At 41.1% G+C, this 17,042-nt stretch carries 12 protein-coding genes; 10 read left to right on the forward strand and 2 right to left on the reverse strand.

Annotated elements, in window-relative coordinates; all coding sequences use genetic code 11:
- The first annotated feature begins 196 nt into the window (after positions 1-196).
- Positions 197-2,944 carry a hypothetical protein gene (locus AAA970_RS14990; protein ID WP_338237690.1) on the forward strand — a complete coding sequence of 916 codons (2,748 nt, stop codon included), beginning with the start codon at positions 197-199 and terminating at the stop codon, positions 2,942-2,944.
- A gap of 350 nt (positions 2,945-3,294) precedes the next feature.
- Here the strand turns inward: AAA970_RS14990 and AAA970_RS14995 are convergent, their stop codons facing one another.
- Positions 3,295-4,329, reverse strand: coding sequence for a radical SAM/SPASM domain-containing protein (locus AAA970_RS14995; protein ID WP_338237691.1), 1,035 nt, complete (start codon positions 4,327-4,329; stop codon positions 3,295-3,297).
- Positions 4,330-4,646: 317 nt separating this feature from the next.
- Here AAA970_RS14995 and AAA970_RS15000 point away from each other — a divergent pair, with 317 nt between their 5' ends.
- The 5 genes from AAA970_RS15000 to gldJ all read left to right on the forward strand — a co-directional run bounded on the left by AAA970_RS15000 (position 4,647) and on the right by gldJ (position 12,838).
- Complete coding sequence (locus tag AAA970_RS15000) at positions 4,647-5,345, forward strand: OmpA family protein (RefSeq protein ID WP_053406404.1); 699 nt, start codon at positions 4,647-4,649, stop codon at positions 5,343-5,345.
- A 38-nt stretch (positions 5,346-5,383) separates the two neighbouring features.
- Positions 5,384-7,444, forward strand: coding sequence for an OmpA family protein (locus tag AAA970_RS15005; protein WP_053406403.1), 2,061 nt, complete (start codon positions 5,384-5,386; stop codon positions 7,442-7,444).
- 142 nt (positions 7,445-7,586) lie between these two features.
- Positions 7,587-8,063: a hypothetical protein gene (locus AAA970_RS15010; protein WP_157601120.1), complete on the forward strand. Its 477-nt coding sequence runs from the start codon at positions 7,587-7,589 to the stop codon at positions 8,061-8,063.
- A 56-nt stretch (positions 8,064-8,119) separates the two neighbouring features.
- A complete protein-coding gene (mfd, locus tag AAA970_RS15015) occupies positions 8,120-11,470 on the forward strand; it encodes a transcription-repair coupling factor (RefSeq protein WP_338237692.1) in 3,351 nt (1,116 codons plus the stop codon).
- 174 nt (positions 11,471-11,644) lie between these two features.
- The gene (gldJ, locus tag AAA970_RS15020) at positions 11,645-12,838 is read left to right on the forward strand and encodes a gliding motility lipoprotein GldJ (RefSeq protein WP_053406400.1); all 1,194 of its coding nucleotides are present in this window, start codon (positions 11,645-11,647) and stop codon (positions 12,836-12,838) included.
- Between the two features lie 53 nt (positions 12,839-12,891).
- On the opposite strand, the gene AAA970_RS15025 is transcribed toward gldJ, so the two are convergent.
- Positions 12,892-13,581 (reverse strand): ComF family protein, encoded by a 690-nt coding sequence (locus tag AAA970_RS15025; RefSeq protein ID WP_338237693.1) that lies wholly within the window; start codon positions 13,579-13,581, stop codon positions 12,892-12,894.
- 150 nt (positions 13,582-13,731) lie between these two features.
- Here AAA970_RS15025 and AAA970_RS15030 point away from each other — a divergent pair, with 150 nt between their 5' ends.
- From AAA970_RS15030 to AAA970_RS15045, 4 genes are read left to right on the forward strand one after another with little or no spacing between them, the layout of a single operon-like run.
- Positions 13,732-14,085 (forward strand): carboxymuconolactone decarboxylase family protein, encoded by a 354-nt coding sequence (locus tag AAA970_RS15030; protein ID WP_053406398.1) that lies wholly within the window; start codon positions 13,732-13,734, stop codon positions 14,083-14,085.
- Positions 14,082-14,453, forward strand: a complete 372-nt coding sequence (locus AAA970_RS15035; protein WP_053406397.1) for a hypothetical protein — start codon at positions 14,082-14,084, stop codon at positions 14,451-14,453. Before AAA970_RS15030 ends, AAA970_RS15035 begins: the two co-directional genes overlap by 4 nt.
- A 12-nt stretch (positions 14,454-14,465) precedes the next feature.
- Positions 14,466-15,227 carry an exodeoxyribonuclease III gene (locus AAA970_RS15040; RefSeq protein ID WP_338237694.1) on the forward strand — a complete coding sequence of 254 codons (762 nt, stop codon included), beginning with the start codon at positions 14,466-14,468 and terminating at the stop codon, positions 15,225-15,227.
- Between the two features lie 18 nt (positions 15,228-15,245).
- The gene (locus AAA970_RS15045) at positions 15,246-17,027 is read left to right on the forward strand and encodes an ABC transporter substrate-binding protein (RefSeq protein ID WP_338237695.1); all 1,782 of its coding nucleotides are present in this window, start codon (positions 15,246-15,248) and stop codon (positions 17,025-17,027) included.
- Positions 17,028-17,042 lie beyond the last annotated feature (15 nt).

Genomic DNA, 17,042 nt, shown 5'->3' on the forward strand with positions numbered 1-17,042 from the left:
TACTGGTCATATTTTACCTAAAAAAGGGATCTTTAGAATTATTTGATCCTAATATTTAAAGAATTTACACTAAGGTTTTATCTTGCGCTTACCCTGAGAGGCTGTTAATCAAAATTATAAGGAATATCATTCCTCATAAAAAAACCTCTACAGCGTGCCACATTCGATTTCTAAAATCAATTAGCCTGACATTATTTTGAAAAAATTCCTGATCACCCTATTGGTCATTTTGGTGGGAGGGGGAGCATTTTTCACTTGGTATCAATTTCAAAACCAAGAGCGCTCCACCTGGGATTTCGTTCCCTCCACTGCATTAGCGGTTTATGAATCCGAGCACATTGTTGAAGACTGGAACCTTTTCAGTCAGCAGCCTATATGGCAAAACCTGATCAATACGCCAGCATTTTCTGCTTTTGACAGCAGCCTGAAGTCCCTGGATAGCATTAGTGGTTCCAATGGAATGCTTCAACAACTTACCCAACAACAAAATTTTCTGCTTTCGTTTCATCTTTCGAGTAAAAATGAAATGGACTGGCTTTTATATTTCCAGCCGGAACTTAAACAAAGCGGGCAATTGCTGAAGATCCTTGAATTGTATAAGCAACACCCCAACTACCAACATGAGGTGCAGGCTTATCAGGACATGGAAATTGAAACTATCAAAAAAGCCGGAGATCAACAGGGCTTTTCCTATTTTGTCAGTGATCGGGCTTTTGTGGGTAGTTTTTCTCCCGTATTAGTAGAAGATGTTATCCGGCATTTGAAAAATAAAAAAGCAGGTTTTAAAGATAAACAATGGGGCTTATTTGAAGTCCCCAAATTCGATCAGGACCAGGGAAATTTATATGTAAATGGAGAAAAGCTAGGGGCACTGACCAAAAGCTTTGGTTCCAAAGAGTTCCGTAAGCCGCATCATCAATTATTGGATAATTTATTGGAGGGGCTTTATCTGGATCTGTACTTTCCTCAAGGAGAAATTATTGGGACAGGTTCCATTTTCATGGACACCACCAACCAGCAACAATACCTTAATACATTCCGGGGACAAACCGTTAAACATCGGGATGTATTTCAATACATTCCCAACCAGACTGCTTTCTTACTCAAAACGGCGATCAGCGATATGCCCCAATGGCAAGGCAAACTGGAAAAATTCTGGAAAGAAAATGAGTATGAAAATTCCCTGCGTCAACAAATGCTTTTCCGATTGTCATTGGATGTAGCAGATTGGCTCTCCTGGTCTTCCGGACATTTGGCATTGGCCACTCTGGAATCTCAAAAACCCCAGCAGGCTGATAAACTACTGATCATGCCCACTGATAATTTGCCATTGGCCAAGGAGAAATTCGCCTGGCTGGAACAACAGCATACCGAGGGTGATCAGGAAATTAAGCCGGTTGAATTTTACGAATCACATGAAATTTATGCTTTGCATTGGAATGAATTTCCGATGCGTCTTTTTGGTCCTTCCTATCAGGGATTTGAAAAGGTCTATTACACTTTCCACGAGCAGGTAGTGGTGATTGCCAATTCCATCCATGGTTTACACCAGTTTATCAATGCCTATCAACTGGAAAATACCTGGGGAAAATCCTTAAGGCATGAACCCTTCATTGCTCAGATCAATGAAAATGACCAACTGACATTTATCGTAGATTTCACCAAATCCTGGTCCATCATAAAGGCACATTTATCTACCAACGCGAATAAAATATATCAGGATTATGCCTTGCCGCTTCGAAGCTTGGAGCTGTTTGCTTTAGGCATTCAAAACCAGGGTAAGCATTTCTCCTCCAACCTGATTTTAAAACAAAGTCAGCAGAGTACTCTTCAGGGAGGTCAACAGCTGATGAGCCTAAGCTCCAATACAAATCTTTCTCAGGTCGCTATGGCTAAGCCTTTAGTCGTAAAAAATCACCAGAGTAAACAATCAGAAGTTTTGGTGCTGGAAGACAGCAGTTTCGTGGAATTAGTGAGCGCAGAGGGTAATGTACTTTGGAAAAAACAATTGGATGATCAATTTCCTTTTGGCAGTGAACAAATTGACTTTTACCGAAACGGCTACTTACAATACTTACTCCCCGGGCAAGAAAGGTTATTCCTGATTGACCGAAATGGAAATCCGGTTAAGGATTTTCCAAAAAAATACCCCAGGGGAATCTCTCCGCAATTTGTCTCGATATTCGATTACGACCTGAACCGAAATTACAGGTTATGCCTTGCCGATAGTACGGGCAGCCTTTGGATGACGGACAAAAACCTTAGTCCATTAAGTGGATGGAAACCGAAAAAGCTGGGTAGTCCCTTGGTTGCTCCTCCAAGACACCTTCGCGTAGGAACCAAAGATTGCATTTTATTGTGTACGCTGAATGGGAAAATCCATTTGTTGAACAGAAAAGGGGAATCTTATCGAGGGTTTCCTATTCAATTAAATCAGGAATTCGATGGAGCAATTTTTCTTGAAGCCGGGACTAATTTTAAAAATAGCCAGGCGCACGTAATTGGTAAAGAAGGTCTTTTAATCACCTTTGATTTATCCGGAAAAATCCTCCACAAAAATCAATTGTATAAACCTTTAAAAGAGTCCAGGTTTAGCCTGGTGCCGGATCTGCTGAACAACGATTTCTTAATTCTTCGTCACGATCTTACACAGGTAAGTTTTTTGAATGAAGAAGGAAGATTACTCTTTGAGAAGGATTACCTCAGTCCAGAGGCGATGTCAGTGCAGTATTACAATTTCAATCAAGGGAATCAGTTTATCGCGATCACGGATAAGGCCCAGGACTTCACCTACCTGTTCAACAAAAATGGCATTTTAACAAATGGGCAACCTATTGACAGCAGCGCTCCTATTGCTCTGACATTCTCGCCCCGACAACAGCAATTCACCCTTTATAATGTCTACCAGCAATATTTAAAAAAGTGGGAATTTTACCAAAACTAAATTTTCAGGATATTAAGAAGGCTTGCAGTAAAATGCAGGCCTTTTTTATTCAGTTCTGAATGAACCCGAAATAGGAATGCTTAAATCCCTGTTTAGCGGCAAGGTGGAAAAATGATGAAGTAGTTTCCCATTTGGAATTTTTTCCAACGAAGAAAATGAATGAGGAGAGGGCTAGCTTACCCAATTTTGGATTATTCAAAACCCTGAGACAACACACTAGAAATAGACTTACTAAAATTCGTTAAAACTGGCAATGAATAATAGTGTCCACGCATCTAGTGCTGCTTTCCGGCTGAATAAAAGAACTCCTATTATTAAAATTAAGCACATTCTGCCATCATAAATGCCTATCAAAACCAAACCCTGGCACCTTCCGTGCAATTGCGGCAAATATCAATTTGCTGTCGGTTTTTTAGCACTCCTTTTTTAAACTGTCGGGCCTTTTGGCCTTTCCATATTTCTGCAAGCGGGAGCGCTTCACTCCACTGCCCAAAGGAGTAGGTGGCATCTTTATCAAAACAACAAGGAATCAAACTACCGTCCCAGGTGATAACAGGGGAGTGCCAAAGCCGCCAGCAATGATTGGCCATTTTATGTTTAAGCTCGTATTTCCCATTCCGCCTGACATATCGACTATAGCGCTCCTTCTTCGGAATGAGATCAGACCCCTGTTCATAATCATAAATCTGAGCACTCTTCAACACCACCTCATCAACCCCTAAGCTTTCTCCTAAAGCCTTTACCTCTTCTATCTGGTGCTCATTTGGCCCAACCACCAAAAATTGGAAAATGACAAAGGGTTTTTGACTATTAAGCGCTTTCTTCCATTTCAAAACCTTTTCCGTGCCGGCAATCACCTTTTCCAACTTGCCCCCAATCCGGTACTGCTCGTAAGTCTGCTGATCAGTTCCATCTACACTTATAATCAAGCGATCCAGGCCTGATTCCACCACTTTTCGGGCAGTATCCTCATCCAGATAATGAGCGTTGGTAGAAGTGGCCGTATATATTTTTTGCTGGTTCGCCCACTGAATCATTTCAATCAGCCTCCTGTTCAAAAAAGGCTCTCCCTGAAAATAAAAATTAAGAAAAGTCAGATAAGGTCCTAATTCCGTTATCCAGGCCTGATAGGGTTTTAAATCCATCATGCCGGTAGGGCGGCTAAACTGCCGCAGGCCACTTGGACATTCCGGGCAACGTAAATTACAGGAAGTGGTGGGTTCTACCGCCAGACTCAGGGGCATGCCCCAATGTATGGGATGATTTACCAGGCCGGAAAGCAGATAAGATGCCCTCACCTTAACCATATTGATCAGCTTGATTAAACTTAATTTTTTTAACCAACTCCAGCCGTCAGCCACTTTTGCCCTATTCAAAACACTCATTTAATCGCTTAGCTTTTGCAACCAGTCCTCATTTTTGATATGACCAATATACATGAATTTACCCATTATACGCATCAGCATGAACAAATACCTGCGCAAATTGCCTACGTTATATATTTTAACTAAAAAGTAAAACAATTGACTCAATTGAGTATTTTAGAATAGAGTAAGGATAAAAACTTATCAAAATATTACATACAGTTTTTTTATAAATTCCATCTTATTTTGCATTTTATAAAGACGATAATGACTAGATTTACATGTTTAATCACTACATTTAAAACAAACCAGCTGCCAAACGGAAACCTATCCTTTTTATGAATTACGCTTACTCAAAAGCCTTTTTTTCAATTTTACTTGGACTATTGCTATTTCCTAACTTCTCAAATGCTCAAAACATCTGGATTGTAAAGGGAAAAGTAGCCGATAACGATACCGGAAAACCAGTCAAAACGCAACTGCATTACCAAACACTCCCACATGGCAACCAAATCGGGATCATCTCCATGAATCCGGAAACAGGAAGTTTTACTTTCAAAGCCATGGAAGGGGAATACGAAATTACAGCCACCGCCGAGGGCTACATCAAAAACACGCAGATTGTATCCATAAAAGAGGTGGGAGAGCATGAACAGTTCTTTGTAGAATTTAAACTAAGAAAAGAAGGATCAAATGAAGTGCTTCGACTAAGCAATCTCACTTTTGATCAAAATAAAGCGGAAATCAAGCCGGAATCCTTTGAAGAGCTGAACGAATTGGCTGCCATGGTCAGGGATAACCCTTCCATGATCATTCAACTTGAAGGACATACCGATTTTAGAGGTTCACAAAAAGGAAATCTAAAACTTTCCGAAGAACGGGTAAAAGCGGTAAGAGATTACCTGGTAAACAAATCAGTCGATAACAAAAGAATTAAAATAAAAGCATTTGGTGGAACTAAACCACTAACAAGAGAATCCAGTGAAGATGCGAGAGCTCAGAACAGAAGGGTGGAAGTAAGAATTCTCGAGTTTTAAACCAATATGATCCATTAAGAAAATTCAAGTCAAAAAATATGCGTAAGTTACTACCCATCCTGTTTCTAAGCCTGTTAGCATTCCAAATAAATGCACAGGATGTTCAGTGGGCTTCCAAAGTGTTGGACTTTTCCTCTGAACTCTCTCCCTTCGAATATTCCTCTCAGCAAATTTTGGGCAAGCCCAATGTACTGCCACAAGGAGGGGATAATCCCAATGCCTGGTTACCAAAATCCCAAGATAAAATAGAGGAGATCACTGTGGGTTTTGAAAACCCTCAAGTGGTTCGCCAGATTGGTGTCGCCGAGTCATACAACCCGTCTGCTTTGTACCAGGTGTACCTTTTAGACTCCGCAGGTAATCAGGAACTACTGAACACTTTCACTCCGAAAAAAGTAGATCTGACCGGTCGTTTGTTAAATATCTTCTTTGATGAAACGACTTATCCGGTTTACGGTGTTCGTTTGGTGTTCAACGGTGCTGCAGTTCCGGGTTATTATGGAATTGATGCTGTTGCCATTTCCAATGATGATCAACCTATAAAAGTAGAAGCCAAAGTTAAAGATGGCGTAAATCCATTTTTACGCTCAACAAAACTGGACACCACCATTAACTCTGATTTTGAAGAACGTCGTCCATTGATAGCTCCGGATGGAAAAACCCTTTATTTCTCTCGCCTGAATCACCCTGAAAATATTGGTGGTCAGAATGACACCGAGGATATTTGGTATTCCGAATGGGACGAAAATACCAAAAGCTGGAAATCCGCGAAAAATATGGGAGAAGGCCTGAACAATGAAGGAGATAATTTCATCTCTTCTATCACCCCTGACGGCAAAAGCATGGTAGTATTGTTGGGTAATGAGTATAAAAAAGGAGGTAAAATGAAGGCCGGTGTTTCCATTGCCAGTAAAACCTCTGAAGGCTGGACCAAACCAGAAAAATTGAAAATCACCAACGCTTATATTGAAGGAACGGATGGGGATTACTTCCTTGGCAATAATCGTAAAACTTTGATCATGGCCATCAGCCGTTTCGATGCCGTGGGAGGAAAAGACCTTTACGTTTCATTCTTACAGGATGATGGAAAATGGACCGAACCCATGAATTTAGGTTCGGATATCAATACTGCGGCTAATGAATATTCTCCCTACTTAGCGGCGGATAATGAAACCCTTTATTTCTCCTCCAAAGGATTTTCCGGTTTTGGTGGTGCCGATATTTACATTTCCCGCAGACTGGATGATACCTGGACCAACTGGACGGAGCCTGAAAACTTAGGGGCTGACATCAATACCGATGGAGATGATGAATTCTTTACCATTCCTCCATCAGGACAATATGCTTTCTATTCCACCGGTAAGGAAGGGGAGAATACCAATGTTCACCAGATCGCGCTTCCTGTTTTCTATCAGCCTGCGCCTGTGATCACCGTAAAAGGTTCCGTTTTGGATAAAGACACCAAAGAACCTGTCATGGCTAAGATTTCTTACAACCTCCTTCCCGAGGATACCGAGGTTGGTTTCACCAACTCTGATCCTAAAACCGGAGAATATGAGATTTCCTTACCAACAGGTGCCGCTTATACCTACTTAGTACAAGCCGAAGGCTACGCTAGCAAAGTAGATTCCATAGACGTTTTAGGAGATAAAGAATTCCGCGAATTCAGCCGCATTATTACCCTTTCTGCCTTAGCGACAACGCCGGAAAGCGGACCTGCTGTCGCGGTAGCCCCTGGCACCGAAGCTCCTGCAGTAAATATGGAGTTACTGGCCCTGGAGGTATTATTCGACTTTAATGCAGATAATGTAAAAGCTGAATACAAAGATGATTTAGAGTCCTTAGCTAGTCTTTTGAAAGAAAACACCTCTATTAAACTTCAGGTGCGCGGATATTCTGATTCCACAGGTCCTAAAGAATACAATGACCGCCTCGGAGAGCGCCGTGCTGAAAGTGTAATGAAATACTTATTAGAGCAGGGAGTAGCTGAAAGTCAGCTATCTGCCGTAAGCTATGGAGAAGAAAAACCAAAAGAATCCAACGCTACACGTGAAGGCCGAGCAGCCAACAGAAGAGTTAGCTTCAAGGAAAATAAATAAAAAGCATTAGATAAAGCACTTTAAAAAGCCAACGAAAATTCGTTGGCTTTTTTTATCTTGCAAAATTAGAAAAATAATTTGCTCTTTTTCCGTTAAGATAAGTGGAAACTCCACTTTACTTTTAATGCCGACGGCTTATTCTATGAAACAAATTTCATTAAATTCAATCTGGCTCTGGGTAGTACTCATCCTGTTTATTTCTGCCTGTTCTACGCCACAACCGCCGGAATTTAAAGGAATCCATGATATTGTTTTTTCACCAACCTCCAACAATATGGTGAAAGTTCAGGCGCAGGCTCGCTTGTTCAATCCCAATAAAAACAAACTGGTACTTAATTCTGTTGATCTGCAAATGCATTTAGATCAGGAGCCTGTGGCGGAATTAGTCAAAGATTATGATTTACCCATTCCACCGGAAGGAGAATTTGATATCCCCATTGAGCTGGAAGTTCCCATGAAAATGGTACAGGATAAGATTTTCAAAGGCGCTTTGCTCAACTTTATGGGAGGCAAGCCCATTCAGGCACAGTTCACCGGAGATATAAAAGTGAAAGCCTCAGGTATCCCCGTAAAAGTTCCGGTCAACATTAAGAAGGAAATCGACTTAATGAATCTTTAAAGAAACAGAGTGATTCGGAAGAATCACTTTTTTTGTATCCACTATCCGCACCCCCTATGATTAGCAGAGACATACTCCTCTCTAAATATACCCAAGATCCCTTCGTCCAACAGGTCATCCAACTGCTTCAGGGTTCCAAAAAACAGCGACTTCAATTTAAAAATCTAGCCGGAAGCGCTGATGCCTTACTTTCCGCAACCATCCATCAATTAAGCGATCAACCCCAACTGATCATTTTACATGATCGGGAAGAAGCCGCCTATTTCCTGAATGATCTTCAAAACCTGACCGACAAGGAGATTTTACTTTTCCCCTCTTCTTTCAAAAAACCTTACCAACCGGAAGAAACAGAAAATGCCAATGTTTTACTCAGGGCCGAAACTTTAAATAAAATCAACCATTCTGATGACAAACAAAACATCATCATTTCCTATCCGGAAGCATTAACCGAGAAAGTAATTAATAAAACTGCTCTTGAAGAGCATACCTTCCGGGCATCCATCGGGGAGGAGGTAGATGTTGATACCCTCAGAAGTATTTTACTGGAATTCGGCTTTGAAATCACCGACTTTGTTTACGAAGTAGGACAATTTGCCATCCGCGGGGGAATCATTGATGTGTTTTCTTTTGGAAATGACTTACCCTATCGTATTGAATTGTTTGGCGATGAGATCGACAGTATCCGAACCTTTGATCCTGAAAACCAGCTTTCGGTGGAATCAGTGGAGAATATCAGCCTGATCCCTAATATCAAAACACAGATTCAGGAGGAGGAAAGAATCAGCTTCCTCCAATTCCTGCCAGAAAACACCCAAATCTGGATCAAGGATGAGGAACTGTTGTTAGATACGCTGGATAAGGTTTATGAAAAAGCCGATTCCATATTTGAAGATAAACAGGAGGATAGCGGAGGCGCCAAACTATTATTACCCCCGGATCAACTATTTGAGAATAGTGAATCCTTTTCAAAAAGCCTTAATGCCTTTTCCATCATAGCTTTTGGAAACCGCTTTTTGGGTAAATCAACCAAATCTTTCGATTGGGGATTCAAAGCGCAGCCTAATTTCAATAAGGACTTTAACCTGTTGGTGGAAGATTTAAAAGCCCATCAGGATCAGCATTACCAAATATACCTGATTGCCGATGTGCCCAAACAAAGGGAAAGATTATTGAATATTCTGGAAGAAATTGCGCCTGACTTAAAGGTAGAAGCTATTCCCATTGCCCTGCGTGGTGGGTTTATCGATACAGAAAGAAATATTACCTGCTATACGGACCATCAGATCTTTGAAAGATTTCACAGATATAAGGCCAAACAAAGCTTCTCTAAATCAAAAGCACTAACCTTAAAGGAATTAAGAAGTCTGAAAACCGGAGACTACGTCACCCATATAGATCATGGGGTGGGCAGATTTGCCGGTCTGGAAAAAGTGGAGGTCAATGGGCGATCGCAGGAGACCGTTCGGCTGATTTATCGGGACAATGACTTGCTCTTTGTCGGCATTCATTCCCTGCATAAAATCTCCAAATACACCGGAAAAGAGGGTATCGCTCCACAAATGAGTAAGCTCGGTTCTGCGGAATGGGAAAAGAAAAAGTCCCGTGTAAAAAAGAAGGTGCAGGACATCGCCAAAGACCTGATCGCGCTTTACGCCAAAAGAAAAGAAGTGGAAGGCTATGCTTTTGATGAAGATTCCTTCCTTCAGGCTGAACTGGAATCCTCCTTTATTTACGAAGACACCCCCGATCAGGCCAAAGCCACAGCGGATGTAAAAAGAGATATGCAGGCAAAGTATCCAATGGATCGCCTCGTATGCGGGGATGTGGGGTTTGGAAAAACCGAAGTCGCCATTCGGGCGGCATTCAAAGCCGTCACGGACGGCAAACAAGCTGCCGTTTTGGTGCCGACCACTATTCTGGCCATGCAGCATCACAAAACTTTTGAAAACAGACTGCAAAACCTGCCAGTCAGAGTCGATTATATCAACCGATTCAGAACCGCTAAGCAGGTTAGGGAAATCCTGAAAGACCTGAAAGAGGGCAAAATCGATATTCTGATTGGTACACACCGATTAGTCAATAAAGATGTAGTTTTTAAAGACCTGGGCTTACTCGTGATTGACGAGGAACAAAAATTTGGCGTTAAAGTAAAAGATCGGCTAAAAGAAATGCGGGTAAATGTGGATGTGCTGACCTTAACGGCAACCCCGATACCCCGAACACTTCACTTTTCCCTGATGGGCGCCAGAGACCTGAGTGTCATCGCCACTCCTCCGCCAAACCGCCAACCCGTAACCACTGAAATTCATACTTTCAATGAATCCATTATTCGGGACGCGGTGGACTTCGAAGTGAAGCGCGGTGGACAGGTATTCTTTGTACACAACCGAATTGGTGATATTGAAGCGATTGCCAGTCTTATCAACCGGCTGGTTCCTGATGCCAGAGTTACTTTTGCTCATGGACAAATGGAGGGACCGAAATTAGAGAAGATTATGACCTCTTTCATTGAGGGAGAATTTGATGTACTGATTTCCACCAATATCATTGAATCCGGACTGGATATTCCCAATGCCAACACTATTATTATTAATCAGGCGCATATGTTTGGCTTATCCGACCTGCACCAGATGAGAGGCCGGGTAGGACGGTCCAATATAAAAGCATTTTGCTATTTACTCTCTCCTCCAACTTCCACCCTGACCAGTGAGGCTAGAAAAAGGCTAAGCACTTTAGAAGAGTTTACGGATTTGGGAGATGGATTCAAAGTAGCCATGAGAGATCTCGACATTCGTGGTGCCGGAAATCTATTAGGTGCCGAACAAAGTGGATTTATTTCAGACCTTGGTTTTGAACTCTATCACAAAATTCTCGATGAAGCGGTAACAGAGCTTAAAAATTCTGAGGAATTCAGAGATCTTTTTGATGAGCAGAAAGAGGAAAAAGCCACTAAACCGGCCAAGGAGTGTGTATTGGAAACGGATCTGGAATTATTAATTCCGGAAGAGTACATTACCAATACGGCCGAAAGACTAAACATTTACAGTCAGCTGGATAAACTAGAGCCAGAAGACCTACAGGAATACACCCTCAATTTAGAGGACAGGTTTGGTGCTTTACCGGAACAAGTACAAAATTTAATTTTAGCCGTTAAGTTACGTGCAACGGCTCAGGAATTAGGCTTTGAAAAATTATTGATCAAAGGAACTAAAATGAAAGCCTATGTCATCGGACAGGAAAATACGGAATATTTTCAGTCTGAAGTTTTTGGGAAAATATTGCAATATGTTCAATTAAATGCCCGCAGGTGCCAAATAAAGGAGATCAGGGACAAATTAATGGTCCGTTTTTCAGCAGTGGATAGCATCGAGGAGGCCTATAAAATTTTCCAAACTATTTTGGATTAAAAAAATTAAAGAACATAACGATATTTTCACAGTTTAATACGTACTTAAATTGTTTTATGCTAACTTTACCGAAATGATGGGTAAAAATAATATTTGCTAATTAATCCTTGGTTTGGCAACAAAAATCCTTATAATTATATTAGCAACCTATCATGCGAAGATCAAAAACAGGTTATGAAAAATTTTGTGTCAATCTTTAGTGGTGTGGCATGCACAGCTCTATTAGCCTTTGCGTTAATTAGCTGTAATACCAGCACTCAACCTACCGCTTCCAGCCCTGGCAGGATTTCTACTGCTACAGGTTTGGAATACAATGACGACGACGGATTCAAAGTCAATGATTTCCGTGGTCAACCCGATGGTCCCAACTTAGTCTTCATAGAAGGAGGACGTACCGTACTGGGTTCTTTCGAAGAGGATGTTATGAACTCCCGTGACAATTTAGAGCGTACTGTTACTGTTGCTTCCTTTTATATGGATGAAACAGAAATCGCCAATATTCACTGGTTGGAATACACCCACTTCGTTAATCAAGATTCCTCCCAAGAATTTTATCGTTCAGCTTTGCCTGACACGACTGTTTGGGCTCGTGAACTTGCTTATAACGATTCTTACGTAAACCATTACTTCAGATATCCTGGTTTCCGTTTCTTTCCTGTGGTTGGTATCAACTGGCAACAGGCAATGGATTACTGTACCTGGAGAACTGCCATCGTGAACTACAAGTTGGCAGAAGATGCGGGTGAAGATTTACCAGAAGGTGGTGGACGAATTCCTTTAGAGTCTGGGGTAGTACTTCCGGATTACCGTCTACCGACAGAGGCTGAATGGGAATACGCTGCGCAGGCACTTATCGGTACACAATGGATGGATGAAAATAACACCCACCGTCGTCAGTACCCATGGGACGGTCACGCAGTTCGTAACCCTTACGGAAAGCAAATGGGACAAATCCTGGCCAACTTCAAAAGAGGCCGTGGTGACTATGCCGGTATTGCAGGTAAATTGAACGATGGAGCCATGATTACCAGCTCTATCTACGATTATCCTCCGAATGATTTCGGTTTGTATAATATGGCAGGAAACGTTAACGAATGGGTATTGGATGTTTATCGTCCGCTATCTTTCCAGGATATGGAAGATTTGAACCCGGTTCGTCGAGATGGTTTCTTGGATAGCCAGGACAAATACGATTATGAGAGTGCGAACTCCCTAATCAGTGACCAGGCACGTGTCTATAAGGGTGGATCTTGGTCCGATGTGGCTTACTGGTTAAATCCTGGAACTCGCCGCTATTTGGAGCAGGATTCTGCTACTGCAACCATCGGTTTCCGTTGTGCAATGATTAGAGCAGGAACGAACTATTAATTCAATCCTTTCAAAATAAGAGAAAAGAGATGTCGAATCGGCATCTCTTTTTTTTATGCCTCTGCCTTTCCCAAAACCCCGATCTCAATATGATCTGCCTTCGCCTCAATTAAGACTTGAACCAAAGCCCTTAAAGTTGCGCCAGTAGTTAATACATCATCCACCAGCAAAACTCTTTTTCCTTTAAAGTTTAGTTTTTTTCGTAAACCAAAACTCCTTTCTACATTCCTGATTCGCTCTTCCTTATTCAATTTAGTCTGCGAAAAAGAATGCCTCTGTTTTTTGAGAAGACCAAAAGCCAGGGGAATCCCCGTTTCTTCCATTACCCCTTTAGCAATATGCTCCGCCTGATTATACCCTCTGATTTTCCTTTTTTTGGGATGAATTGGAACCGGAATAATAAAATCAAAAGGCTGCTGTTGTCGCTTTATGATCCTCCCCAATTTGCGCCCCAATAGTTCTCCCACTTCAGGATAATGCTTATATTTCAAATAATGAATTAATTTTTGAACCCTGGAATTATCGAAAAACTGAAAGGCGATATATAAACCCTTTACTTGTGGCATATCATAAAAAATCACTTTTAATTCTCGATCACTATCCGTCATGGAACAGGAAAGATCCAATTCACAGTCCATACAAATCATGGCATTTTCAAAAGGGATGTGAGCATCGCAGCATAAACAATAAGGGGGAAACAATAAATGCTTTACTCCTGCCAGGGTAGCTTTAAATATCTTCATGCCCTAGTAAAACCTATTGAAAATAAACTGTTTTCGGAAATTTCTTTGGCAGATGTAAAGTCCAATACAAATTTGCGGAAAGAAGGAAATTACTTTCATTAATAATCAAAAGCTTACCTTTATCTTTGCGTCATTAATCGGAATTTAATTATGAATCCAGTAGAAGAATTTAATGCCTATCGTTCTGAAATGAATGATAAAATCTTGGCGGCAGACAATAAAGTATTAAAAAGAATCTTTAACCTTGACACCAATACCTTCGCCGAAGGCGCATTGGATGTCAAAACCAAAGAAATGTTGGGCTTAGCCTGTTCGATGGTGTTGAGATGCGAGGACTGCATCAAATATCATTTGGAAAAAGTACACGAATTAGGCGTCACCAAAGCCGAAGTCTTCGAAATCTTTAGCATTGCGAATTTAATCGGAGGAACTATCGTTATTCCGGAGCTTAGAAGAGCGGTGGAGTATTGGGAGGCTTTAGATAAGCAAAAAAATAAGGCATGATCAAAAAAGACTTAGACTTGGCCCGTGCCTGGGCCAAGCTCTTATCCGAAATCAAGGAACGACTCAACACCCGACCAAAAGATATTAATGGGGTGCTTTTATTAATCGGTGTACAAGAATTAGGAAAAGGTTTTGCGCGCTTTACCAAAGAAGAAAAACAAGATTTAATGCATATTGCCATTTGCAAAGTCTTGAGCTATTCGGGTTTCTACGAATTAGAAGGATTGGATAAAGATGGCTGGCCACATTGGAAAGTTTTAAAGCCATTGCCACATTTTGATCTGCTGGAGCAGGAAAAATTACTTAAAATGCATATCATTGAGTATTTTGAGAAAGAATTAGACTTTTCACTAAATTCACCAAATTAGTCACGATTATTAATGAAAATTATCTCTTACAATATCAACGGCATCCGGGCGGCCATAAAAAAAGGTTTTAATGAGTGGTTGGAAGAAGAGCAGCCAGATGTACTTTGTTTGCAAGAAGTTAAAGCAGAACAACATCAGGTAGATACTGCTGCATGGGAAAAACTGGGGTATCAAATATATTGGATGGCCGCGGAGAAAAAGGGTTATAGCGGAGTAGCGGTATTAACTAAAATTGCTCCTAAACATGTGGAATATGGCTGTGGAATGGAAAAATATGATCGTGAAGGTCGGGCCTTACGAGTTGATTTTGAGGATGTTTCTATCTTAAATACTTACATGCCTTCAGGTTCAAGCGGAGAAGAAAGACAAGCATTCAAAATGGAGTGGTTGGAGGATTTTTATCAGTATATTCAGTCCCTGAAGCAAGATTTGCCTAATTTGGTGGTTTGTGGGGACTATAACATTTGCCACACTGCCATTGATATCCATAACCCTGATAAGAATAAAAATACATCAGGATTCTTACCTGAAGAGCGGGAGTGGATGACAAAATTCATTGACGGTGGTTTCATTGATAGCTTTCGCCAATTCCAGCCGGAACCTCACCATTATTCATGGTGGAGCTATCGGGCAGCTTCTCGCGAAAGAAATAAGGGCTGGCGTATTGACTATTTGATGGCGACAACCGAAATGAAAGCACGTCTGGTAGACGGCAAAATTTTACCGGAGGTTAAACACTCTGATCATTGCCCCGTCTATTTAGAAATAAAATAAGAAACCTTACCCAACATTATGAATATTTTTAAAAGCATCCTTTTACTCGGTATTACCACCATCTTTCTTTGGTCGTGTGGCGCCCAGACAGGGCAAGACCGTAGCCAGGAAGTAAAAGAAGCAAAGGCTGGAAGAAATTATGGTGGTGTTTTTAGATTAAATGAAACGGAAAACATCAAAACCTTATTCCCTCCCGCTATTGCGGATGCTTTTTCTTATCGGGTAGCCACTCCCATATTTGAAGGCTTATTTACCTTTGACCAGGCGGACATCTCCAAGGTTCACCCCTCTCTGGTGGCGGACTATACTATTTCGGACGATCGAAAAACGTATACTTTTAAACTGAAAGAAGGTGTTTTCTTTCATGATGATCCCTGTTTTGCCGAAGGAAAAGGACGCGAATTTACGGCTGAGGATGTGAAATTTTGTTTGACAAAATTATGCACCCAAAGTCTTCAAAATAAAAACTTCCCTGCATTTAAAGATCTGATTTTAGGCGCTCAGGAATATTATGACGCCAGTGCCAACGGCAATGTTCCTGCTTTTGAATTAAAGGGCGTTAAAGTCATTGATAAATATACCGTTTCTGTAGAGCTACAAGCTCCAAACGCATTATTCCTGGTAACACTGGCCAGACCCGCAGCCTTCATCTACCCCAAAGAAGCCCTTGAAAAATATGGCTTAGATGTTAGGATTCACCCGGTAGGTACTGGTCCCTTTTATTTAAATACTATAGATGAGGATGTTTCGGTTACCCTTAAAAAGAACCGACATTACCACAAAACGGATGAATACAATAATCAATTACCTTTCATTGATGCCATAAGCATTTCCTTTATAAAGGATAAAAAAACAGAGCTTTTGGAGTTCAAAAAAGGAAAATTAGACATGATTTATCGTCTTCCTACCGAATACATCATTGAGATTTTGGAGGAAACAGCTGCTAAAGGAGCCAATGTCCCAACAGATTATATGCTTCAGCGGGTACCTGAAATGCTATCACAATACCTTACTTTTAGAAATGATCAGGGTGTTTTCCAGGATGTGAATGTCCGTAAAGCGATCAGTTTTGCTATTGACCGGCATCGAATTTTAGATTTTGTTTTGAATGGAGAGGGCTATGCTCCAGCGGAACAAGGGGTAACCCCACCAGTATTTGAAAACTACGATATCCAAAAAATTAAGGGATACCCCCTAAATCTGGATTCTGCCAGATACTATCTACTAAAAGCGGGTTATAATAAGCGTAATCCATTTCCTAAAATAAAATTACTGCTAAATGCGGAAGGAGATCGAAATACTTATGTGGCCATGGAACTTCAAAAGCAATTGAAAGACCATTTAAACATTGATCTTGAATTACAAATCTTACCCTTCTCACAATTGCTGGAAAAAAGCTTTAGTGGTGATTTCAATCTGATCAGAACGGCCTGGCTGGCAGACTATCCAAGTCCGGAGAATTTCCTTTGGCAGTTTTATGGCCAACATGTACCGGAAGATCCAAATCAGCAATCTGTCCCCAATATTGGTCGATTCAAGGATCAAAAATATGACCAGCTTTTTGAAAAAGCCCTTGCCGCCGGTTCACTGGAAGAGGCTAATCAATACTTCACACAAGCCGAGAATTACCTGATGACACAGGCCCCGATTGTGGCCTTATGGTATGATGAAGGTTATCGTTTAGTGAAAAATTACGTGCAAAACTTCCCCAATAATCCAATGCAGTATCGAGATTATAGCGAAGTTTATTTTCAACACGATCCTCAAACTCACATTTCATCCGCCAGCAGTGCTGAATAAATGATTTTATGCATT

The organism is Persicobacter diffluens, assembly GCF_036244895.1.
Taxonomy (GTDB): Bacteria; Bacteroidota; Bacteroidia; order Cytophagales; family Cyclobacteriaceae; genus Persicobacter; species Persicobacter diffluens.

Bases quoted from the DNA above. Each gene is read 5' to 3' on its own strand.
- AAA970_RS14995 (WP_338237691.1), bottom strand. From the start codon at position 4,329: ATGAGTGTTTTGAATAGGGCAAAAGTGGCTGACGGCTGGAGTTGGTTA.
- AAA970_RS15000 (WP_053406404.1), top strand. From the start codon at position 4,647: ATGAATTACGCTTACTCAAAAGCCTTTTTTTCAATTTTACTTGGACTA.
- AAA970_RS15005 (WP_053406403.1), top strand. From the start codon at position 5,384: ATGCGTAAGTTACTACCCATCCTGTTTCTAAGCCTGTTAGCATTCCAA.
- AAA970_RS15010 (WP_157601120.1), top strand. From the start codon at position 7,587: ATGAAACAAATTTCATTAAATTCAATCTGGCTCTGGGTAGTACTCATC.
- mfd (WP_338237692.1), top strand. From the start codon at position 8,120: ATGATTAGCAGAGACATACTCCTCTCTAAATATACCCAAGATCCCTTC.
- gldJ (WP_053406400.1), top strand. From the start codon at position 11,645: ATGAAAAATTTTGTGTCAATCTTTAGTGGTGTGGCATGCACAGCTCTA.
- AAA970_RS15025 (WP_338237693.1), bottom strand. From the start codon at position 13,581: ATGAAGATATTTAAAGCTACCCTGGCAGGAGTAAAGCATTTATTGTTT.
- AAA970_RS15030 (WP_053406398.1), top strand. From the start codon at position 13,732: ATGAATCCAGTAGAAGAATTTAATGCCTATCGTTCTGAAATGAATGAT.
- AAA970_RS15035 (WP_053406397.1), top strand. From the start codon at position 14,082: ATGATCAAAAAAGACTTAGACTTGGCCCGTGCCTGGGCCAAGCTCTTA.
- AAA970_RS15040 (WP_338237694.1), top strand. From the start codon at position 14,466: ATGAAAATTATCTCTTACAATATCAACGGCATCCGGGCGGCCATAAAA.
- AAA970_RS15045 (WP_338237695.1), top strand. From the start codon at position 15,246: ATGAATATTTTTAAAAGCATCCTTTTACTCGGTATTACCACCATCTTT.